Genomic DNA, 21,852 nt, shown 5'->3' on the forward strand with positions numbered 1-21,852 from the left:
TCTCAAAGGCTACGCTCTTGCTCCAGCCAATCCACAAACCGCTCGATCAACGCCCCACGCCGCTTGCGTGGTGGCAGCACCGCGTAATACCCGCGCGCCGAGCGCAAACTCCCCTCCAACGGCCGGCATAGCAACCCTTGCTCCACCAGCCCATCCACCAGGTGCCCCCAGCCAATCGCCACCCCTTGCCCGGCAATCGCCGCCTGGATCAACAACGTATAGTTATCAAACCGCAACTGCCCGGCCGGCGGCGGGCTGGCCACACCAAACCCGCGAAACACCCCCGCCCAGTCAAACCAACGGCTAGCCTGCTCGCCCTTCAAGTGCAGCAAGGGCAATCGTTGCAAAGCCACGGCTGACAAGGGTTTGCCATGAATCAGCCGGGGGCTGCACACAGGGAAAACCTCCTCATCGAAGAGCCAGCGGCTCTCGCCCTGGTGAAAACGCCCGTCGCCAAACAGCACCGCCACATCGATGTCCGGTCGCAACATGCCCTGACTGCGCTCACCGGTCACCAGGCTCACGTCCACCTGTGGATAAGCCTCGTGAAAACGCTGCAGCCGTGGCATCAGCCAGAACGCCGCAAAGGCGAAGTCGGTAGCCACCTGCAGCACTTCGCGCTGGCCGCGCCCACTGGCCTGGGCGATGCCGTCCTCCATGGCCTGCAGGCCCTGATGCACCTGTTCGAACAGCACCTGGCCAGCCTCGGTCAGCTCGATACCCCGGTAAATGCGGTCGAACAGGCGCGTGCCCAACTGTGCCTCCAGCCGTTTTACTTGCTGGCTCACCGCTGGCTGCGTGGTACCCAGCTCCAGCGCCGCGGCGGTAAAGCCGCGCAACCGTGCGGCGGCCTCGAACACGCGCAAGGTATCCAGCGACAGCTCGGCAAGGTGGTCAAACATAAGCGTGGCTAATCCCAGTCATTGCCCACCGTGGGCTTTACCCATGTTATCCACAGTCGCATCTTGATAGGCAAGCGGTTCGCATAACCCTCAACGATGGAAGCCACCATGACGCGCCCGAATATCCTGTTCATCATGGCCGACCAGATGGCCGCGCCCTTGCTGCCGATCTACGCCTCTTCGCCGATCCAGATGCCGCACCTGAGCCGCCTTGCCGAACAGGCGGTGGTGTTCGACTCGGCTTACTGCAACAGCCCGTTGTGCGCGCCGTCGCGCTTTACCCTGGTCAGCGGCCAGTTGCCCAGTCGCATCGGCGCCTACGACAACGCCGCCGACTTCCCCGCCGATGTGCCGACCTACGCCCACTATCTGCGCCGCCTTGGCTACCGCACCGCGCTGTCGGGCAAGATGCACTTCTGCGGCCCGGACCAACTGCATGGCTACGAAGAACGCCTGACCAGCGATATCTACCCCGCCGACTACGGCTGGGCGGTGAACTGGGATGAGCCGGACGTGCGCCCGAGCTGGTATCACAACATGTCCTCGGTACTGCAGGCCGGCCCGTGCGTGCGCACCAACCAGCTGGATTTCGACGAGGAGGTGGTGTTCAAGGCGCGCCAGTACCTGTACGACCATGTGCGCGAAAACGATGGCCGACCGTTCTGCCTGACCGTGTCGATGACCCACCCGCACGACCCCTACACCATCCCCCGGCGCTATTGGGATCGCTACGAGGGTGTGGATATCCCCATGCCCCGCGCCGAATTCGACCAGGCAGAACTCGACCCGCACTCACAGCGCCTGCTGAAGGTCTACGACCTGTGGAACAAGCCGCTGCCTGTGGACAAGATCCGTGACGCCCGCCGTGCCTACTTCGGCGCCTGCAGCTACATCGATGACAATATCGGCCTGCTGCTGCAGACCCTGGAGGAATGCAACCTGGCCGACGACACCCTGATCGTGTTCTCCGGCGACCACGGCGACATGCTTGGCGAGCGTGGCCTCTGGTACAAGATGCACTGGTTCGAGATGTCGGCGCGGGTGCCGCTGCTGGTGCACGCGCCGAAGCGCTTCGCGCCAGCCCGGGTCAGTGCCTCGGTGTCTACCTGCGACCTGCTGCCGACCCTGGTCGAGCTGGCCGGAGGTGCTGTGGATAACCACCTGCACCTGGATGGCCGCTCGCTGGTCGGCCACCTGCAAGGGCAGGGCGGCCATGACGAAGTGATCGGCGAATACATGGCCGAAGGCACCGTCGGCCCGCTGATGATGATCCGCCGCGGGCCGTACAAGTTCGTGTACAGCGAAGACGACCCATGCCTACTCTATGACCTGAGCCGCGACCCGCACGAGCGGGAGAACCTCACCGGCAGCCCGGAACACCAAGCGCTGCTGCAGGCATTTGTCGATGAAGCACAGCAACGTTGGGATATCCCCAGCCTGCGCCAGCAGGTTCTTGCCAGCCAGCGGCGCCGCCGCCTGGTGGCCGAGGCGCTGGCCATCGGCAAGCTGAAAAGCTGGGACCACCAACCGTTGGTGGATGCCAGCCAACAGTACATGCGCAACCACATCGATCTCGACGACCTCGAGCGCAAGGCACGTTATCCACAGCCCGCCCCCCTGGATTGAGAAAAGAGGCCGCCATGCACAAGTTCTCCGCCGCCGTGTTCGCCCTGGCCCTGAGCCTGGGTACCGCCACGGCCCACGCCGCCGACAGCGACGCGCAATGCACCACCGTGAAGATGGCCGACCCCGGCTGGAGCGACATCGCCACGACCAACGCCTTGGCCCGCCTGCTTCTGGAAAGCCTGGGTTACCAAGTGAAAATCGACAGCCTGGCCGTGCCGATCATCTACGGCGGCCTCAAGGATGGCCGCGTCGATGCCTTCCTCGGCAACTGGATGCCGGCACAGCAGGGCTTTCATGACAAGTTCATCGCCAACGGCGATGTGCAGCAGCTTTCACGCAACCTGGAAGGAACCGAGTTCACCCTGGCAGTGCCCGACTATGTGTGGAATGCCGGGGTGAAGGATTTCGCCGACTTGCAGAAACACGCCGACCAGTTCGACAAGAAGCTGTACGGGATCGGTTCCGGGGCACCGGCCAACCTGTCGTTGAAGGAAATCATCGACAAGAATGAATTCAACCTCGGCCAGTGGAAGCTGGTGGAGTCCAGCGAGCAGGCGATGCTGGCGCAGGTCGACCGAGCGGTGAAGAAACAGCAGTTCATCACCTTCCTCGGCTGGACCCCGCACCCGATGAACGTGAAGCTGAAGATGCATTACCTGAGCGGCGGGGAGAAGTGGTTTGGCAGCAAGGGCGAGGTGTATACCCTGACCCGCAAGGGTTATCCACAAGCCTGCCCGAATGCGGCCAAGCTGCTGGGTAACCTGAAGTTCACGCTGGACATGGAAAACACCATCATGGCCGAAGTTGTGGACAAGAAGATCAGCTTCGATGATGCGGCCAAGGCTTGGCTGAAGGCGCACCCCGAGTTGCTGGAAGGGTGGTTGGCCGGGGTGACGACCAAGGCCGATGGCAATGCGCTGGAGGCGGTCAAAGCCAAACTGTAACCTCACAAGCAAACCTCTATCCCTGTGGGAGCGGGTTCACCCGCGAATGCGACGGTAGATTCACTGCAGCATTCGCGGGTAAACCCGCTCCCACAGGGGACAGTGCAATTTCAGGATTGTGGATAACCCATGCATCGCCTCACTCACCTGCTGCCCTTCCTCTCCTGGCTCCCCCGCCAATCGGGCCGCAGCCTGCGCCAGGACCTGCTGGTGGGCCTGAGCGGTGCAATCCTCGCCCTGCCGCAATCCATCGCCTACGCCCTGATCGCCGGCCTGCCGGCCGAGTACGGGCTGTACGCTGCCATCGTGCCAGTGCTGATCGCCTGCCTGTGGGGCTCTTCCTGGCACCTGATCTGTGGCCCGACGGCTGCTATCTCCATCGTCCTCTACGCCAGCATCAGCTCGCTGGCCGTGGCCGGCAGCGCCGACTATGTCACCTTGGTGCTGCTGCTGACCTTCGTCGGCGGCATCTTCCAGTTGCTGCTGGGGCTTTTGCGCTTCGGCGCACTGGTCAATTTCGTCTCCCATTCCGTGGTGCTCGGCTTCACCCTGGGCGCCGCTGTCGTCATTGCCCTGGGCCAGTTGCCCAACCTGCTGGGCATGGACCTGCCAAGCCAGGCCACGGCGTTGAAGACCGTGCAGGACCTGGCCAGCCATGCCGGCGAGGTCGACCTGCCGTCCTTGATTCTGGGCCTGGCCACAGTAGTGATCGGCGTGGGCTTCAAGCTCTGGCGCCCACGCTGGCCCAGCCTGTTGATAAGCCTGATTTTGGTAAGCCTGCTGGCCTGGCTGCTGCCTGGGTTCTTTGGCCATGTGCCGCGTGTGCCGGCATTCACCGGCCAGCTGCCACCCTTCAGCCCGCTGCCCTTGCTGGATGTGGAACTGATCCTGCGCCTGCTGCCCAGCGCCGTGGCAGTGGGCATGCTCGGGCTGGTCACCAGCCTGTCGATCGCCCGCTCGTTGTCGGCACGTTCGGAGCAGTTGATCGACGCAGACCAGGAAATACGCGCACAGGGCCTGTCGAACATCGTCGGTGCGTTTTTCTCCGGTTACCTGTCTTCCGGCTCCTTCACCCGCTCCGGGCTGAGCTACGACGCCGGCGCCCGCTCGCCCATGGCCGGGGTATTCTCGGCGCTGTGGGTGGCGGTGTTCGCCGTTGCCGGGGCCGGTCTGATCGCGCACCTACCGATTCCGGCCATGGCCGGCAGCATCCTGCTGATCTGCTGGGGGTTGGTGGACCACCAGGGGATTCGTGCGCTGTTCCGGGTCAGCCGCTCGGAGTTTCTGGTAATGGCGCTGACGGCGGCAGCGACCTTGTTGCTGGAGCTGCAGACGGCGATCTATGCCGGAGTGCTGGCGTCGCTGTTCTTCTATCTGAAGCGCACCTCGCGGCCACGGGTGCAGCAGAGCCGTGAAGGGGAGGCGGATGTGCTGCGGGTTGGCGGGTCGATCTTCTTTGGTGCGGCGCATTACCTGCAGGTGCGCTTGCAGCGCTGCCAGGGGCCGCATGTGGTGATCGATGCGCGGCAGGTGAACTTCATCGATTACTCGGGTGTGGATATGTTGCACCGCGAGGCGCGGCGGTTGCGGCGGGCGGGGGGGAGTCTGACCCTGCACCGGGCCAGGCCACAGGTGATCGAGGAATTGCAGAAGCTGGAAGGGGTGGAGCTTTGTCCGATCCGGTTTGAAGAGTGATGTTGGGTTGAGATTTTTGGGGCTGCTGCGCAGCCCATCGCGACGCAAGGCCGCTCCTACACCGACCGAGCAATGCCTGCTGACGCGGTCCCCTGTAGGAGCGGCCTTGTGTCGCGATGGGCCGCAAAGCGGCCCCGGCAATCTCAGCCCCGAGCCAGCTGCCGGCGCAACTCAGCCAACACTGGCGCCGTATCCGGCCGCACCCCACGCCAGATAAAGAACGCCTCAGCCGCCTGCTCAGCCAGCATCCCCAGCCCATCCAGCACTTTGGCCGCCCCCAACTTCTCTGCCCACTGGCAAAACGGCGTAGGCTCCTTGCCATACATCATGTCGTAGCAAACCGTGCGCCCCGCCTCGACCAGGCTGTCGGCAATCGGCGGCAACTCACCGGCCAGGCTCGCCGAAGTGGCATTGATGATCACATCCACCGGCTCCTGCAACCAGGCAAACCCACTGGCCACCACCGGCCCCAGTTCATCGAACTCACGCGCCAGCTGCTCGGCCTTTTCCACGGTACGGTTGGCTATCACCAGCGACTGCGGTTTGTGCGCCAGGATCGGCTCCAGCACGCCACGCACCGCACCACCAGCACCCAGGATCAGAATGCGTTTGCCCGCCAGTTCGACCCCGGCATTCACCGTCAGGTCGCGCACCAGGCCAGCGCCATCGGTGTTGTCGCCCTGCAGGGTGCCATCGGCCAGCTTGCTCAGCGTGTTCACCGCGCCAGCGCGCTGGGCACGCGGGGTCAGGCTGTCGCACAGGCGGAAGGCCTCTTCCTTGAACGGCACGGTGACGTTGGCACCGCTGCCTTGCTTGAAGAAGCCGCGCGCGCAGTCGCTGAACTCGTCCAGCGGCGCCAGCAGGGTGGCGTATTCCAGGTCCTGGCCGGTCTGTTCGGCGAACAGACGATGGATCAGCGGCGACTTGCTGTGGCCGATGGGGTTACCAAAAACGACGTACTGGTCCATGACGGCTCCTTGATTGTCCACAGGCTTACTGGCCGAGCCAGTCGCGGTCCTGCAGGAAGTACTCGGTCAGGCGCGCTTCTTCACTGCCGGGCGCGGCCTTCCAGTCGTAGCCCCAGCGCACCTGCGGCGGCAACGACATGAGGATGGACTCGGTGCGGCCACCGGACTGCAGGCCGAACAGGGTGCCACGGTCGTAGACCAGGTTGAACTCCACGTAGCGGCCACGGCGGTATTCCTGGAACTCGCGCTGCTGCGGGGTGTAAGGGGTGTCCTTGCGGCGCTGGATGATCGGCAGGTAGGCGTTGACGTAGGCGTCGCCGATGGCGCGGATGAAGGCGAAGCAGGTGTCGAAGTCCCACTCGTTCAGGTCATCGAAGAACAAGCCACCGATGCCGCGTGGCTCGCCACGGTGCTTGAGGTGGAAGTAGCGGTCGCACCAGGCCTTGTAGCGCGGGTACACGTCGGCGCCGAACGGCGCGCAGGCCTGCTCGGCCACACGGTGCCAGTGGATGCAGTCTTCTTCATTGCCGTAGTACGGGGTCAGGTCGAAGCCGCCGCCGAACCACCAGACAGCCTCTTCACCTTCCTTTTCGGCGATGAAGAAGCGCACGTTGGCGTGGGAAGTGGGCACATGCGGGTTGTGCGGGTGGATCACCAGCGACACGCCCAGGGCCTCGAAGCCACGGCCCGCCAGCTCGGGGCGGTGGGCACTGGCCGACGGCGGCAGACCGGCGCCGAACACGTGGGAAAAGTTGACCCCGCCTTTCTCGATCACCTTGCCATCGCCGATCACCCGCGTGCGGCCCCCGCCGCCGGCTTCGCGCACCCAGGCGTCCTCGACGAAGCGGGCGCCGCCGTCTTCTGTTTCGAGGGCAGAGCAGATGCGGTCTTGCAGGTCGAGCAGGTAGGCTTTCACGGCCTCGGTGCGGCTAGTCATCGGGTCACCAGGAGCGGGCAGGGAAGAATTCGCCGGGTAGCATACCACCGCCAGCCCGCGTGCCGCAGTTGACGGCGATCAAGCAAAGGCGTCCGATAGGAAGCCTTTCCCGATCCCGACGACAGGAGTGCGAGATGGCCAAGCGTATCCAGTTCAGCCAGCATGGCGGCCCGGAAGTGCTGCAGTTTGTGGAGTTCGAACCTGCCCCGCCCGGGCCACAGCAGGTGCGTGTGCGTAACCATGCGATCGGCCTGAACTTCATCGATACCTACTTCCGCAGCGGGCTGTATGCGCCGCCATCCCTGCCTTCGGGGCTGGGTACGGAAGCGGCGGGCGTGGTCGAGGCTGTGGGCGAGGGCGTGACGCGGCTGAAGGTTGGGGACCGCGTGGCCCATGCCGGTGGCCCGCTGGGGGCATACAGCGAGGTACATACGTTGCCGGAGGCCAACCTGGTCAAGCTGCCCGATAACATCAGCTTCGAGCAGGCAGCGGCAGTGATGCTCAAGGGTTTGACCGTGCAGTACCTGCTGAAGCAGACCTATGAGGTGAAGGCGGGTGACGTGATCCTGTTCCACGCAGCAGCTGGCGGCGTGGGTTCGTTGGCGTGCCAGTGGGCCAAGGCCTTGGGCGCCAAGCTGATCGGGACCGTGAGCTCTGCCGAGAAGGCCGAGCGGGCCAAGACGCTGGGGGCGTGGGCGACCATCGATTACAGCCGTGAAGACGTGGCCCAGCGGGTGCTGGAGCTGACCGACGGCAAGAAATGCCCGGTGGTGTATGACGGTGTGGGTGCCGACACCTGGCTGACCTCTCTGGACTGCCTGCAGCCGCGCGGGTTGATGGTGAGCTTTGGCAATGCCTCGGGGGCGGTTAGCGGGGTTAACCTGGGGATTCTGGCGCAGAAGGGCTCGCTGTATGTGACCCGGCCCACGTTGGCGACCTATGCCAACAATGCCGAGAATACCCAGGCCATGGCCGATGACCTGTTTGCGATGATTGGCAGCGGCAAGCTGGTTGTGGATATCCAGCAGCGTTATCCGCTGAGTGAGGCGGCCAAGGCGCAGGCGGAGCTGTCGGCGCGCAGGACTGTGGGGTCGACTGTACTGATCCCCTGAGCCCACTCCCACAGGTTCCCAAGAACTGGGGCCAATCACTTTACCTGTGGGAGCGGGTTTACCCGCGAAGAAGACACCGCGGTGCATGGCACCGGCTACGCCGGTGTTCGCGGGTGAACCCGCTCCCACAGGTACTGCGTCGGCCTTGAATACGGCGCCATCCCTGTGGGAGCGGGCATGCCCGCGAAGCAGGCACCGCGGTGCATGGCCGGCTGCGCCGGTGTTCGCGGGCGCGCCCGCTCCCACAGGTACTGCACCAGCCTTGAATACAGCGTTATACCTGTGGGAGCGGGTTTACCCGCGAAGAGGGCACTGCGGTGTATGGCACCGGCTACGCCGGTGTTCGCGGGCGCGCCCGCTCCCACAGGTATTGCGTCGGCCTTGAATATGGCGCTATGCCTGTGGAGGACGGGTGGTTGGCATCGACTCGATACCATCGAGAATCGCCTCCACCAATCCCTCCGCCAGTTCAATGGAATGCAGGCTCGACCAATACATGCCACGGCCTTCTTCGCGCAGGTACTCGAGGGCTTTCGAACCCGTTTCGTAGGCGCCTCGCAGATACAGAGCTACATGAACCAAGGCGTCCTCGGCGGAAATGTTCGGGTTTACGGTGAACAGCGGTTCGTGGCCGGCGTCGCAGCGGCCGAAGGGGCGGGTGGATGTGCAGGGTAGGGGTGGATCGGGGACAATCTTCTTCATCACTAGATCTCGCTTCATGGCACCACCCAGTCGTTACCACACGAATAGGTGGCAGCTGTACGCAGGGTGGTAAACCGGGTGGGAGATCTAAAACCCAGCAGGCACGAAGCCTCCTGCGAACAGCCGCCATGGACTGCCAAGATCACCCAGAACCCGGGTTACCACACCCGATCGCCAAGTTATTCGGCGACGGCTGAAGCCTAAGGGCAGAGGTTCCCACTGAGAAGGTGATGGCAGAGGACGCGGCTCGTAGGATATTTCCCAAGCCGCAGGCTGGACAGCCATTCGAGACAAAATCAGAAAAATCTGCGGGGTTCTGGGGCCGCTTTGCAGCCCAATCGCCGGCAAGCCAGCTCCCACACCGACCGCGTCGATTTCAAGTCATGTGCAGTACCTGTGGGAGCTGGCTTGCCGGCGATCGAGGGCGAAGCCCTCGCCAGCGGTATCAGCCTGGACGAACGACTTCGCCAGTCACCAGGTCACGAATCACACTCGGGTTCTTCCTTCCACCCAATGCCCCGCCCAGTACCAGATCCAGCTGGCCATGGAAGTACTGCTCCACCCGCAACCGGGTCTTCGCCGCCGGGCGCCCGCCCGGGTTGCACGAAGTGGAAATCAACGGCCCCACCAACGCACACAGCTCACGTACCACCGGGTGGTCACTGACCCGCAGTGCCACGGTGTCATGTTGCCCGGTAACCCATTCGGGCAACAGGTCCTGGTGCGGTACCAGCCAGGTGTTCGGCCCCGGCCAGGTGCTGCCCATGCGGTCGATCCAGTCTTCGGGGAAATCCTCGAACAAGAAGTCGAACTGGCGGATGTTGTCTGCAACCAGGATCAGGCCTTTATCCACAGGCCGCGACTTCAGCGCCAGCAGGCGATACACCGCATCCTCGTTCCACGGGTCGCAGCCCAGGCCCCAGACCGCTTCCGTCGGATAGGCGATCACTGCGCCCGCCCGGATCTCACGTGCGGCTTGTTGCACACGAAAACTGCTCACCATTTCTGTTACTCCGCCTATATACCTTGCTTGTGAGCAGTGTACTTAGCCCGCGCGGGCAAACCAACGCCCGGCTTCATTGCTCACCCGGCCCTCCAGCTCCAGTTCGGTCAGCTGCGCCAGCACGTCGGCCAACGGCTGCTCGCTGCAGTGGGCCAGGCTTTCGCTGGTTTGTGGCGCAGCATGCAGCAGGGCGAGCAGGGGATGGTCGAATTTATCCACAACCGCAGGCGGCAGGTTCTGCCAGCCCTGCAGGCTTTCCAATATCTGCTCCACGCTCTCCACCAGCAGCGCGCCGTCACGGATCAACTGGTGGCAGCCCTTGGCCCCGGGGTGGTGAATGGAGCCTGGTATGGCATACACCTCGCGGCCTTGCTCGGCAGCCAGGCGTGCGGTGATCAGCGAACCACTGGCCAGGCTGGCCTCGACCACCAGCACGCCCAGCGACAGGCCACTGATGATGCGATTGCGCCGCGGGAAGTTGCCAGGTAGCGGCCCGGCATCCAGCGGGTACTCGGAAACCAGCGCGCTACCGTTGTCGATCATCGCTTGCGCAAGCGACTTGTGGCGCTGTGGATAAAGTTTTTGCAACCCCGTACCGAGCACGCCAATCGTGCCCCCACCAGCCTGCAATGCGGCCCGATGAGCGGCACCGTCGATGCCCACGGCCAAGCCGCTGGTAATGGTGAAACCGGCCTGCGCCAGGTAGCGGGAAAATGCCGCAGCAGTGTCGAGCGCCGGGGGTGAAGCACGCCTGCTACCCACAATTGCCAGCTGTGGGCGCTCGAGCAAGGCCGGGTTGCCAGCGACGAAAAGCAGCGGAGGGGCATCGTCGATTTCCGCCAATAGTGGCGGGTAGCCAGGGCCGTCCCACATCAGTAAATGCTGGCCCGGGCGCTCTAACCAGGCCATTGCGGCCAGTGCGCCTTCACGTACTTCGGCACTGCGCCGGGCATCGATGGTGGCCTGTGGTATGCCCAATGCGCGCCACGCGCCGGCCGGTGCGCACAGTGCCGAAGAGGCACTGCCAAAGGCCTCCAGCAAGGTGTTAAAACGACGCAATCCCGTTTCCGGCAGCTGGTGCAGGCGTAATCGCGCCTCCAGTTCGGCAGGCGGAAGAGGCGACGAATGGTAAGTCTGCATGGGGATCATCCTTGATCGAATTGGGGCCATCGACGTGGCACAAACTGTGGATAACTTTGTTGATAACGCTTTGACAACCTGTCCATCGAATGGGCTATAAGCGGCCCTTGAAAACCCTAGCCGAGCTTTGCCAGGTGCTGAAATCCCCGTTTCCCTTTATTATGTGTGCTCAGTTTTCAACCGAACGCACAGTGACTGCCTGACCTTATGGCCATCTTGAACATTCTCGAATTCCCGGACCCGCGCCTGCGCACCATCGCCAAGCCGGTGACGGTGTTCGACGACGCCCTGCGTCAGCTGATCGACGACATGTTTGAAACCATGTACGAAGCCCCTGGCATCGGCCTGGCCGCCACCCAGGTCAACGTGCACCAGCAAGTCGTGGTCATGGACCTCAGTGAAGACCGCAGCGAGCCGCGCGTCTTCATCAACCCCACGGTCGAAGAGCTGACCCACGACATGGGCCAGTACCAGGAAGGCTGCCTGTCGGTACCTGGCTTCTACGAGAACGTCGACCGCCCGCTGCGTGTGCGGGTCAAGGCCCAGGACCGTGACGGCAAGCCATACGAGCTGGAGTGCGAAGGCCTGCTGGCGGTGTGCGTGCAGCACGAATTCGATCACCTCAACGGCAAGCTGTTCGTCGACTACCTGTCGCAGCTCAAGCGCGACCGGATCAAGAAGAAGCTGGAAAAGCAGCACCGCCAGCAAGCCTGATCCCCACCTTCCAGAAGGCTTGCTCCGGCAAGCCTTTTTCTTTTTTGAAGCGAGAACTCCATGCGCATCGTCTTTGCAGGCACTCCAGAGTTTGCCGCCGAACACCTCAAGGCCTTGCTCGACAGCCCCTACGAGATCGTGGCCGTCTACACCCAGCCCGACCGCCCGGCCGGCCGTGGCCAGAAGCTGATGCCGAGCGCGGTCAAGCAACTGGCTGTGGCCCATGACATCCCGGTGTTCCAGCCGCCGACCCTGCGCAACGCCGAAGCCCAGGCCGAACTGGCCGCACTGAAGCCGGACCTGATGGTGGTGGTCGCCTATGGCCTGATCCTGCCGCAGGTGGTGCTGGATATCCCGCGCCTGGGCTGCATCAACAGCCATGCCTCCCTGCTGCCACGCTGGCGCGGTGCCGCACCGATCCAGCGCGCCGTGGAAGCCGGCGACGCCGAGAGCGGTGTGACCGTGATGCGTATGGAAGCGGGCCTGGACACCGGCCCGATGCTGCTCAAGGTGGTCACCCCGATCAGCGCCGAAGACACCGGTGGCAGCCTGCACGACCGCTTGGCCGAGATGGGCCCGCCCGCAGTCGTCCAGGCCATTGCCGGCCTGGCCGACGGTTCGCTGCAAGGCGAAGTGCAGGACGATGCCCTGGCCACCTACGCGCACAAGCTGAACAAGGACGAAGCACGCATCGACTGGAGCCGCCCGGCCGTCGAGCTGGAACGCCTGATCCGTGCCTTCAACCCGTGGCCGGTTTGCCACAGCACCCTCGATGGCGAAAGCGTGAAAGTGCTGGCCGCCAACTTGTCCACAGCGACAGGCACCCCCGGCGAGATCCTCTCCGCCAGCAAGGACGGCCTGGTGGTCGCCTGCGGTGACCAGGCGCTGAGCCTGACCCGTCTGCAACTGCCCGGCGGCAAGCCGCTGAACTTCAGCGACCTGTTCAACAGCCGTCGCGAGAAATTCGCCAGCGGCAAGGTGCTGGGCCAATGAACCCACGCCTCGCCGCCGCCCGTGCCCTTGCCGCTGTGCTCAGTGGCAAGGCCTCGCTGAACAGCTCGCTGCCGGCGCAACTGGACAAAGTCGATGAACGCGACCGCGGCCTGACCCAGGACCTGGCGTTCGGCACCGCGCGCTGGCAGCCACGCCTCGACCTGCTGGCCGCGCAGCTGCTGCAGAAGCCGTTCAAGGCCGCCGATGCCGATGTGCAGGCGCTGCTGCTGGTCGGCCTGTACCAGCTGTTCTATAGCCGTATCCCGGCCCACGCGGCCATTGGCGAGACTGTCGGCTGTGCCGACAAGCTGAAGAAGCCGTGGGCCAAGGGCCTGCTCAATGCCGTGCTGCGCCGCGCCCAACGCGAAGGCGAAGAATTGCTGGCCGGCATGGAGCGCGACCCGGTGGTACGCACTGCCCACCCGCGCTGGCTGCAGAAGTCGCTCAAGGCCTTCTGGCCGGAGCAGTGGGAGGCCATCTGCGCCGCCAATAACGCCCACCCGCCGATGATCCTGCGGGTCAACCGCCGCCACCACAGCCGCGATGCCTACCTGGCACTGCTGGCCGAGGCAGGTGTTGGCGCCAGCGCCTGCCAGTACAGCCGTGACGGTATCGTGCTGGCCGAAGCCTGCGACGTGCGCGGCCTGCCAGGCTTTGCCGAAGGCTGGGTGAGCGTTCAGGACGAAGCCGCGCAGCTGTCCGCCGACCTGCTGGAACTGGCCCCCGGCCAACGCGTGCTCGACGCCTGCTGTGCACCGGGCGGCAAGACCTGCCACCTGCTGGAAGCCGAAGCCGGCCTGGCCCACGTGGTGGCCATCGACCTCGAAGCCAAGCGCCTGACCCGCGTGCGCGAGAACCTCGACCGCCTGCAACTGGACGCCGAGCTGATCGCCTGCGATGCCCGCGACACCGCCAGCTGGTGGGACGGCAAGCCATTCCAGCGCATCCTGCTCGACGCACCATGCTCGGCCACCGGCGTGATCCGCCGTCATCCGGACATCAAGCTGACCCGTCAGGCCGACGACATCCCGGCCCTGGCCACGCTGCAAGGCGAGCTGCTCGATGCCCTGTGGCCGACCCTGGAAGTGGGCGGCATGCTGCTGTACGCCACCTGCTCCAGCCTGCCGACCGAGAACACCGAAGTGATCGATGCCTTCCTCGCCCGCACCCCGGGCGCCCGTGAGCTGGACCTGGCCACCGAAGCCGGCCTGCGCCAGCCTCACGGCCGCCAGTTGCTGGCCCAGGAAGGCGGCCACGACGGTTTCTACTATGCCAAGCTGATCAAGATCGCCGCCTCGCGCGGGTAAGAACAAAAGGTAGGGAGTAGCGGATGAAGATCATCATCCTCGGCGCAGGGCAGGTAGGCGGTACGCTGGCGGAGCACCTGGCCAGCGAAGCCAACGACATCACCGTGGTCGACACTGACGGCGACCGCCTGCGCGACCTGGGCGACCGCCTGGACATCCGCACCGTGCAAGGCCGCGGCTCGCTGCCTACGGTGCTGCGCCAGGCCGGTGCCGACGACGCCGACATGCTGGTGGCGGTAACCAACAGCGACGAAACCAACATGGTCGCCTGCCAGGTGGCCTATTCGCTGTTCCACACCCCGACCAAGATCGCCCGGGTGCGCGAGTCGGCCTACCTGACCCGCGAAGAGCTGTTCGACAACGACCATATCCCGGTCGACGTGCTGATCAGCCCCGAGCAGGTGGTGACCAACTACATCAAGCGCCTGATCGAGCACCCGGGCTCGCTGCAGGTGATCGACTTCGCCGAAGGCAAGGCCCAGCTGGTGGCAGTGAAGGCGTACTACGGTGGCCCGCTGGTAGGCCAGCAACTGCGCCAGATCCGCGCGCACATGCCCAACGTCGACACCCGCGTGGCGGCCATCTTCCGCCGCGACCGCCCGATCACCCCGCGGGGCGACACGGTGATCGAAGCCGACGACGAAGTGTTCTTCATCGCCGCGAAGAAGGACATCCGCGCGGTGATGGGTGAGCTGCGCCGTATCGACGAAACCAACAAGCGTGTGGTCATCGCCGGTGGCGGGCAGATCGGCGAACGCCTGGCCGAGGCCATCGAAAGCCGCTACCAGGTGAAGATCATCGAGATGAGCCCGGCCCGTTGCCGACACCTCTCCGACACCCTGGAAAGCACCGTGGTGCTGCAGGGCAGCGCCTCGGACAAGGACCTGATGCTGGAGGAGAACATCGCCGACGCCGACATCTTCCTGGCCCTGACCAACGACGACGAGGCCAACATCATGTCGTCGCTGCTGGCCAAGCGCCTGGGTGCGCGCAAGGTGATGACCATCATCAACAACCCGGCCTATGTCGACCTGGTGCAGGGTGGCGACATCGACATCGCCATCAGCCCGCAGCTGGCCACCATCGGCACCCTGCTGGCGCACGTGCGCCGGGGCGACATCGTCAGCGTGCACTCGCTGCGCCGTGGCGCTGCCGAAGCTATCGAAGCGGTGGCGCACGGGGATTCGAAGTCGAGCAAGGTGGTCGGCAAGGCGATCGAAGACATCGCCCTGCCGCCGGGCACTACCATCGGCGCGATCATTCGTGACGAAGAGGTGATGATTGCCCACGACGACACCATGATCGAATCGGGCGACCATGTGATCCTGTTCGTTGTGGATAAAAAGCATATTCGGGATGTGGAGAAGCTGTTCCACGTCGGCTTGAGTTTCTTCTAGGAGCACAGGGCATGCGCGAATCGCTGGAGAAGATGCTGGCCAAGGGTGTGGATAACCCGCTGCTGAGGTTTGGCTTGGGCAAGGCCTGGCTGGACGAAGGCAATGGTGCTGAAGCGGCAGTGCATCTGGCACGGTGCGTGGAACAGGACCCGAAGTACTCGGCGGCGTGGAAGCTGCTGGGCAAGGCGCATCAGCTGCAGGGCGACCTGGCGGCGGCGCGCAAGGCCTGGGAGGAGGGGATCGTGGCGGCGCAGGCCCATGGGGACAAGCAGGCCGAGAAAGAGATGACCGTGTTTCTGAAGAAACTGAACAAGGTCTGAAATCGCCGGGGCTGCTTTGCAGCCCATCGCGACACAAGGCCGCTCCTACAGGAGACCGCGATCCCTTGTAGGAGCGGCCTTGTGTCGCGAAAGGGGCGCGAAGCGCCCCCAGAAATATCAGTACCAGCGCGGCTCGCCAGCCGGGCGCTTCTTGAAGCGCTTCATGCTCCACATGTACTGGCTCGGGTACTCGCGCACATAGCGCTCGACCACCTTGCTCATCGCCGCTGCCGACACGGTCACGTCGGTGCTGTACATCTCTTCCGGCGCCGCCTCCAGGAACACCTTGAAGCCCGAGCCATCCGGCAGCCGCAGGGCATGCAGGAACACCCCCACCGCCTTGCCCCCGGCCAGCATGTTCGGCACGAACTTGCTGGTCAGCGCCTGGGTACCCAGGAACGGCACGAACACCCCCGCCGACTCTGCCGGCTCCGGGTCGGCAGGAATACCTACCTGGCCACCACGGCGCACTTCCTTGATCACGCTGAGGATGCCTTCCTTGGTCGAAGGCGCCACGCGGTTGCCCATCTGCACCCGCTGCTCGCGCAGCAGGTCATCCACCGCCTTCAGCTTCGGCGGGCGGTAGAAGATGATCGGTTTGCACTGGTTGCAGTAGAAGTGGTTCAGCACTTCCCAGTTGCCCAGGTGGCTGGTGATGCCGACCACGCCCTTGCCCGAGGCCAGGGCCTGCTCCAGCACTTCCAGGCCGTGCACTTCCTTGACCAGCTCCAGCGAGCGCTGCGGCGGCCAGATCCAGGCACAGGCACTTTCGACGAAGGATTTACCGATATCCTTCAACGCGCGGCCAACCAGCTGCTCGCGCTCGGCCGGGTCCATCTCCGGGAAGCACTTGGCCAGGTTGATGCGCACGACATTGCGCGAGCCGTTGGGGATCTTCCACATCAGCCAGCCGATACCGGCGCCGACGCGCTGCACAGCACCCCAGGGCAGCTTGGCAAACAGACGCAGCACCCCGACCATCAGGGCGCCCTTGAACTTTTCCACAGGCGAATTCCTTATTTCAGCAAGGCGCGCATTGTAACCCCTCAGCGCAACAAGGCGGCGTAGCGATCGCAATCGGTGGTGTGGTCCATGACCATGCCGGTGGCCTGCATGAAGGCATAGCAGATGGTCGGGCCAACGAACGTGAAGCCGGCTTTCTGCAGGGCTTTGCTCATCGCCTTGGCTTCATCGGTAACCGCTGGCACCTCGCTGCGGCCTGTGAAGTGGTTGATCTTCGGCGCACCACCAACGAATGACCAGAGCCAGTCGGCGGGGTTGTCCACAGCCAGCCAGGCCTGGGCATTGCGCCTGGCAGCCTTGAGCTTGAGGCGGTTGCGGATGATGCCGGCATCCTGCATCAGCTCCTCGATGCGTTCGTCGCTCATGACGGCGAGTTTCACCGGATCGAAGCCGTGCATCACCTCGCGATAACGCTCGCGTTTACGCAATACGGTGATCCACGAAAGCCCCGCCTGGAACCCTTCGAGCAAAAGCATCTCGAACAGCAACGCCGGGTCACGCTGGGGCGTTCCCCATTCCTGGTCGTGGTAGGCCTGGTACAACGGATCGTCGGTACACCAAAAGCAGCGTGGCATAAGGCTCCAATGAGTAGAGGGCGAGGCGAATCAGGTTATACTCCCGCTCTTTACATCCGCATCCCCAGATACAGGTGAATTTCGTGAGCCAGCCTACGCCAGCCGTGCGTACCTTCCAAGACCTGATCCTCGCCCTGCAGAACTACTGGGCCGAGCAAGGTTGTGTGGTGCTTCAGCCCTACGATATGGAAGTAGGCGCCGGCACTTTCCACACCGCTACATTCCTGCGCGCCGTGGGTCCAGAAACCTGGAACGCCGCCTATGTGCAGCCTAGCCGTCGCCCTGCCGACGGGCGGTATGGCGAAAACCCCAACCGCCTGCAGCACTACTACCAGTTCCAGGTGGTACTGAAGCCCAACCCGGCCAACTTCCAGGAGCTGTACCTCGGCTCGCTGAAAGCCATCGGCCTGGACCCGCTGGTCCACGACATTCGCTTCGTCGAAGACAACTGGGAATCGCCGACCCTCGGCGCCTGGGGCCTGGGCTGGGAAATCTGGCTCAACGGCATGGAAGTCACCCAGTTCACCTACTTCCAGCAGGTAGGCGGTATCGAGTGCTACCCGGTCACCGGTGAAATCACCTACGGCCTGGAGCGCCTGGCCATGTACATCCAGGGCGTCGACTCGGTGTACGACCTGGTGTGGGCCGACGGCCCGTTCGGCAAGGTCACCTACGGCGACGTGTTCCACCAGAACGAGGTGGAGCAGTCGACCTACAACTTCGAGCACGCCAACGTCGAGAAGCTGTTCGAGCTGTTCGACTTCTACGAAAGCGAAGCCAACCGCCTGATCAAGCTGGATCTGCCGCTGCCGACCTATGAAATGGTGCTGAAGGCCTCGCACACCTTCAACTTGCTGGACGCCCGCCGTGCCATCTCGGTAACCGAGCGCCAGCGCTACATCCTGCGTGTACGTACCCTGGCCCGGGACGTGGCGCAAAGCTATCTGCAAGCCCGCGCACGCCTGGGCTTCCCGATGGCCACCCCTGAACTGCGTGACGAAGTGTTGGCTAAGCTGGAGGCTGCACAATGAGTGCTCAAGATTTCCTGGTAGAACTGGGCACCGAAGAGCTGCCACCGAAGGCCCTCGCCAGCCTCGGCGAAGCCTTCCTGGCTGGTATCGAGAAAGGCCTGCAGGCCGCTGGCCTGAACTACACCGGCAAGCAGGTTTACGCCGCGCCGCGTCGCCTGGCCGTGCTGATCCGCCAGCTGGATGTGCAACAGCCTGACCGCAGCATCAATATCGACGGCCCGCCCCTGCAGGCTGCTTTCAAAGACGGCGAGCCGACCCAGGCTGCCTTGGGCTTTGCCAAGAAATGCGGTGTGGATCTGTCGGAAATCGACCAGACCGGCGCCAAGCTGCGTTTCTCCCAGCACATCCCGGGCAAGGCCACCGCTGGCCTGCTGCCGACCATCGTCGAAGACTCGCTCAACGACCTGCCGATCCCCAAGCGCATGCGCTGGGCGGCCAGCCGTGAAGAGTTCGTGCGCCCGACCCAATGGCTGGTGATGCTGCTGGGCGACCAGGTGGTCGACTGCACCATCCTGTCGCAGAAGGCCGGCCGTGAATCCCGTGGCCACCGCTTCCACCACCCGGAAAACGTGGTCATCACCACCCCGGCCAACTACGTCGAAGACCTGCGCAAAGCCTACGTGCTGGCCGACTTCGCCGAGCGCCGCGAGCTGATCAGCAAGCGTACCGCCGAACTGGCCATGCAGCAGGAAGGCAGCGCCATCGTGCCGCCGGCACTGCTGGACGAAGTGACCGCCCTGGTCGAGTGGCCGGTGCCGCTGGTGTGCTCGTTCGAGGAGCGTTTCCTCGAAGTGCCACAGGAAGCCCTGATCACCACCATGCAGGACAACCAGAAGTACTTCTGCCTGCTGGACAGCGAAGGCAAGCTGCTGCCGCGCTTCATCACCGTGGCCAACGTCGAAAGCCGCGACCCGAAGCAGATCGTGCAAGGCAACGAGAAGGTCGTGCGCCCACGCCTGACCGATGCCGAGTTCTTCTTCAAGCAGGACAAGAAGCAGCCGCTGGAAACCTTCAACGAGCGCCTGAAGAACGTGGTGTTCCAGGCTCAGCTGGGTACCGTGTACGACAAGGCCGAGCGCGTTTCCAGGCTGGCCGCCTTCATCGCCCCGCTGATCGGCGGCGACGCCCAGCGCGCCGGCCGTGCCGGCCTGCTGTCGAAGTGCGACCTGGCCACCGAGATGGTCGGCGAGTTCCCTGAAATGCAGGGTGTTGCCGGTTACTACTACGCGCTCAACGACGGTGAGCCGGAAGATGTGGCCCTGGCCCTGAACGAGCAGTACATGCCGCGCGGTGCTGGCGCCGAGCTGCCGCAGACCCTCACCGGTGCTGCCGTGGCCATCGCCGACAAGCTCGATACCCTGGTCGGCATCTTCGGCATCGGCATGCTGCCTACCGGCAGCAAGGACCCGTACGCCCTGCGCCGTGCCGCCCTGGGCGTGCTGCGTATCCTGATCGAGAAGCAGCTGGACCTGGACCTGACCGGTGCGGTCGAGTTCGCGGTCAAGCAGTTCGGCACCAAGGTCAAGGCCGCCGGCCTGGCCGAACAGGTGCTGGAGTTCATCTTCGACCGCCTGCGTGCGCGTTACGAAGACGAAGGCATCGACGTGGCCACCTACCTGTCGGTACGTGCCCTGCAGCCAGGTTCTGCCCTGGACTTCGACCAGCGCGTACAGGCTGTACAAGCCTTCCGCAAGCTGCCGGAAGCCGAGGCCCTGGCCGCGGTGAACAAGCGCGTGTCGAACCTGCTGAGCAAGGCCGAAGGCGCCATCGCCGATCACGTCGAGCCGAAGTACTTCGACAACGCCAACGAGTTCTCCCTGTACTCGGCCATCCAGCAGGCCGACCAGGCCGTGCAACCGATGGCTGCTGCACGCCAGTACAGCGAATCGCTGGCCCGCCTGGCGGCCCTGCGTGACCCAGTCGACGCCTTCTTCGAGGCGGTGATGGTCAACGCCGAGGATGCCAAGGTACGCGCCAACCGTTATGCCCTGCTCAGCCGCCTGCGCGGCCTGTTCCTGGGCGTGGCCGACATTTCGCTGCTGGGGTAAGCCTTGAAACTGCTGATTCTCGACCGTGACGGAGTCATCAACTACGACTCCGACGCCTATATCAAGACGCTGGACGAGTGGGTGCCGATTCCTGGCTCGGTCGAAGCGATCGCGCAGTTGAGCAAGGCGGGCTGGACGGTGGCCGTGGCCACCAACCAGTCCGGCATTGCCCGTGGCTACTATGCGCTGGCAACCCTCGAGGCCATGCACGCGCGCCTGCGCGCGCTGGTGGCCGAGCAGGGTGGCGAGGTGGGTCACATCGTGTATTGCCCGCACGGGCCGGACGAAGGCTGCGATTGCCGCAAGCCCAAGCCTGGCATGCTGCGGGCGATCGCCGAGCATTACCAGGTCGGCCTGGAAGGCGTCTGGTTCGTTGGCGACAGCAAAGGTGACCTGGAGGCCGCCCTGGCCGTCGGTGCACAACCTGTGCTGGTGAAAACCGGCAAGGGCGAGCGGACCCTGGAAAAAGGCGTCCCGGAAACTACACTGATTTTCGACGATCTGGCAGCTATCGCCAGAGAACTAATTTAAACAGTGCGCCTTCGGGCGCATTTTTCTCAGGCGGGCATGCCCCGCAATGGTACAAGCCACTATGTCGATCCTGCAGGCGATCAGAATCTTTCTTTTTTACCTGCTGCTGGGCACCAGTTCGCTGCTGTGGTGCTCGCTGAGCTTCTTCGTCGCGCCGTTCCTGTCGTTCCCCAAGCGCTACAAGTTCATCAACGTGTACTGGTGCCGTTGCGCGTTGTTCCTGGTGCGCACCATCCTGGGTATCGACTACAAGATCACTGGCGCCGAGAACGTGCCTGATGAGCCTTGCGTGATCCTGTCCAACCACCAGAGCACCTGGGAAACCTTCTTCCTTTCCCAGTATTTCTCGCCACTGAGCCAGGTGCTCAAGCGCGAGTTGCTGTACGTGCCGTTCTTCGGTTGGGCAATGGCCATGCTGCGGCCGATCGCGATCAACCGCGATAACCCCAAGGAAGCCCTGCGCCAGGTAGCCAGCAAGGGTGACGAGCTGCTCAAGCAGAAGACCTGGGTGCTGATCTTCCCGGAAGGCACTCGCGTGCCATTCGGCACCATGGGCAAGTTCTCCCGTGGTGGTACCGCGCTGGCGGTGAATGCCGGGCTGCCGGTGCTGCCGATTGCCCATAACGCCGGCAAGTTCTGGCCGAAGACCGGTTGGGGCAAGCGCGCTGGCACCATCGAGGTGGTGATTGGCGAACCGATGTACGCCAACGGCACCGGGCCACGGGCCATCGCCGAGCTCAACGACCGCGCCGCGGCGTGGAACGAAGCGACCCAGCGGGCCATGGGTTCGCTGCCGCCAGCAGAGGAAAAACCCCAGGAACAGATGGCCTGACCATCTGTGGATAACTTGTGAACTGTTTTTGGATTAAAAGCTTGAAGTGATC

Annotated in this window: 21 protein-coding genes; 13 read left to right on the top strand and 8 right to left on the bottom strand. The window is 63.9% G+C overall.

What is annotated here, in order from left to right; genetic code table 11:
- Positions 1-2: 2 nt before the first annotated feature.
- The gene (locus ACGLHT_RS00420) at positions 3-902 is read right to left on the bottom strand and encodes a choline sulfate utilization transcriptional regulator (protein ID WP_025337194.1); all 900 of its coding nucleotides are present in this window, start codon (positions 900-902) and stop codon (positions 3-5) included.
- Between the two features lie 108 nt (positions 903-1,010).
- Here ACGLHT_RS00420 and betC point away from each other — a divergent pair, with 108 nt between their 5' ends.
- From betC to ACGLHT_RS00435, 3 genes are all read left to right on the top strand, one after another.
- Complete coding sequence (gene betC, locus ACGLHT_RS00425; protein WP_025337193.1) at positions 1,011-2,528, top strand: choline-sulfatase; 1,518 nt, start codon at positions 1,011-1,013, stop codon at positions 2,526-2,528.
- Between the two features lie 14 nt (positions 2,529-2,542).
- Entirely contained in the window at positions 2,543-3,472 is a 930-nt protein-coding gene (gene choX / locus ACGLHT_RS00430) for a choline ABC transporter substrate-binding protein (RefSeq protein ID WP_013970274.1), read from the top strand.
- A gap of 129 nt (positions 3,473-3,601) precedes the next feature.
- Positions 3,602-5,167, top strand: a complete 1,566-nt coding sequence (locus tag ACGLHT_RS00435) for a SulP family inorganic anion transporter (protein ID WP_274119892.1) — start codon at positions 3,602-3,604, stop codon at positions 5,165-5,167.
- Between the two features lie 143 nt (positions 5,168-5,310).
- Here ACGLHT_RS00435 and aroE read toward each other — a convergent pair whose 3' ends face one another.
- Positions 5,311-6,135: a shikimate dehydrogenase gene (gene aroE, locus ACGLHT_RS00440; protein WP_274078981.1), complete on the bottom strand. Its 825-nt coding sequence runs from the start codon at positions 6,133-6,135 to the stop codon at positions 5,311-5,313.
- Between the two features lie 25 nt (positions 6,136-6,160).
- Complete coding sequence (gene hemF, locus ACGLHT_RS00445; protein WP_104833667.1) at positions 6,161-7,072, bottom strand: oxygen-dependent coproporphyrinogen oxidase; 912 nt, start codon at positions 7,070-7,072, stop codon at positions 6,161-6,163.
- Positions 7,073-7,206: 134 nt separating this feature from the next.
- Between hemF and ACGLHT_RS00450 the strand changes: the two genes are divergently transcribed.
- The gene (locus tag ACGLHT_RS00450; protein ID WP_137162703.1) at positions 7,207-8,184 is read left to right on the top strand and encodes an NADPH:quinone reductase; all 978 of its coding nucleotides are present in this window, start codon (positions 7,207-7,209) and stop codon (positions 8,182-8,184) included.
- A 393-nt stretch (positions 8,185-8,577) separates the two neighbouring features.
- On the opposite strand, the gene ACGLHT_RS00455 is transcribed toward ACGLHT_RS00450, so the two are convergent.
- The 3 genes from ACGLHT_RS00455 to dprA form a co-directional block, all read right to left on the bottom strand.
- Positions 8,578-8,886, bottom strand: a complete 309-nt coding sequence (locus ACGLHT_RS00455; RefSeq protein WP_178076904.1) for a hypothetical protein — start codon at positions 8,884-8,886, stop codon at positions 8,578-8,580.
- A 445-nt stretch (positions 8,887-9,331) separates the two neighbouring features.
- Positions 9,332-9,889 carry an L-threonylcarbamoyladenylate synthase gene (locus ACGLHT_RS00460; protein ID WP_024087945.1) on the bottom strand — a complete coding sequence of 186 codons (558 nt, stop codon included), beginning with the start codon at positions 9,887-9,889 and terminating at the stop codon, positions 9,332-9,334.
- Positions 9,890-9,931: 42 nt separating this feature from the next.
- On the bottom strand, positions 9,932-11,029 hold the full coding sequence (gene dprA, locus ACGLHT_RS00465; protein WP_274119891.1) for a DNA-processing protein DprA: 1,098 nt from the start codon (positions 11,027-11,029) through the stop codon (positions 9,932-9,934).
- A gap of 207 nt (positions 11,030-11,236) precedes the next feature.
- On the opposite strand from dprA, the gene def reads away from it, so the two are divergent.
- The 5 genes from def to ACGLHT_RS00490 are packed head-to-tail and all read left to right on the top strand — an operon-like array spanning position 11,237 to position 15,760.
- Entirely contained in the window at positions 11,237-11,743 is a 507-nt protein-coding gene (def, locus tag ACGLHT_RS00470; protein WP_003260000.1) for a peptide deformylase, read from the top strand.
- Positions 11,744-11,803: 60 nt separating this feature from the next.
- On the top strand, positions 11,804-12,736 hold the full coding sequence (fmt, locus tag ACGLHT_RS00475; RefSeq protein WP_085691543.1) for a methionyl-tRNA formyltransferase: 933 nt from the start codon (positions 11,804-11,806) through the stop codon (positions 12,734-12,736).
- On the top strand, positions 12,733-14,043 hold the full coding sequence (rsmB, locus tag ACGLHT_RS00480; RefSeq protein ID WP_013970265.1) for a 16S rRNA (cytosine(967)-C(5))-methyltransferase RsmB: 1,311 nt from the start codon (positions 12,733-12,735) through the stop codon (positions 14,041-14,043). Before fmt ends, rsmB begins: the two co-directional genes overlap by 4 nt.
- A 23-nt stretch (positions 14,044-14,066) precedes the next feature.
- Positions 14,067-15,440 carry a Trk system potassium transporter TrkA gene (gene trkA / locus ACGLHT_RS00485; protein ID WP_013970264.1) on the top strand — a complete coding sequence of 458 codons (1,374 nt, stop codon included), beginning with the start codon at positions 14,067-14,069 and terminating at the stop codon, positions 15,438-15,440.
- 11 nt (positions 15,441-15,451) lie between these two features.
- Positions 15,452-15,760, top strand: coding sequence for a tetratricopeptide repeat protein (locus tag ACGLHT_RS00490; protein ID WP_075046834.1), 309 nt, complete (start codon positions 15,452-15,454; stop codon positions 15,758-15,760).
- 117 nt (positions 15,761-15,877) lie between these two features.
- On the opposite strand, the gene ACGLHT_RS00495 is transcribed toward ACGLHT_RS00490, so the two are convergent.
- Complete coding sequence (locus ACGLHT_RS00495) at positions 15,878-16,765, bottom strand: lysophospholipid acyltransferase (RefSeq protein WP_003260003.1); 888 nt, start codon at positions 16,763-16,765, stop codon at positions 15,878-15,880.
- 41 nt (positions 16,766-16,806) lie between these two features.
- A complete protein-coding gene (locus tag ACGLHT_RS00500) occupies positions 16,807-17,358 on the bottom strand; it encodes a DNA-3-methyladenine glycosylase I (RefSeq protein ID WP_003260004.1) in 552 nt (183 codons plus the stop codon).
- Between the two features lie 83 nt (positions 17,359-17,441).
- On the opposite strand from ACGLHT_RS00500, the gene glyQ reads away from it, so the two are divergent.
- Genes glyQ through ACGLHT_RS00520 form a run of 4 tightly spaced genes read left to right on the top strand, consistent with a single transcriptional unit; the run spans position 17,442 to position 21,800 of the window.
- Positions 17,442-18,389: a glycine--tRNA ligase subunit alpha gene (gene glyQ, locus ACGLHT_RS00505; RefSeq protein WP_025337182.1), complete on the top strand. Its 948-nt coding sequence runs from the start codon at positions 17,442-17,444 to the stop codon at positions 18,387-18,389.
- Positions 18,386-20,437, top strand: a complete 2,052-nt coding sequence (gene glyS, locus ACGLHT_RS00510) for a glycine--tRNA ligase subunit beta (protein ID WP_085588885.1) — start codon at positions 18,386-18,388, stop codon at positions 20,435-20,437. Before glyQ ends, glyS begins: the two co-directional genes overlap by 4 nt.
- A gap of 3 nt (positions 20,438-20,440) precedes the next feature.
- A complete protein-coding gene (gene gmhB, locus ACGLHT_RS00515; protein ID WP_025337180.1) occupies positions 20,441-20,968 on the top strand; it encodes a D-glycero-beta-D-manno-heptose 1,7-bisphosphate 7-phosphatase in 528 nt (175 codons plus the stop codon).
- A gap of 46 nt (positions 20,969-21,014) precedes the next feature.
- A complete protein-coding gene (locus tag ACGLHT_RS00520; protein ID WP_025337179.1) occupies positions 21,015-21,800 on the top strand; it encodes a 1-acyl-sn-glycerol-3-phosphate acyltransferase in 786 nt (261 codons plus the stop codon).
- Positions 21,801-21,852 lie beyond the last annotated feature (52 nt).

It is taken from the genome of Pseudomonas sp. PsB, from assembly GCF_043658375.1.
GTDB classification, from domain to species: Bacteria; Pseudomonadota; Gammaproteobacteria; order Pseudomonadales; family Pseudomonadaceae; genus Aquipseudomonas; species Aquipseudomonas putida_Z.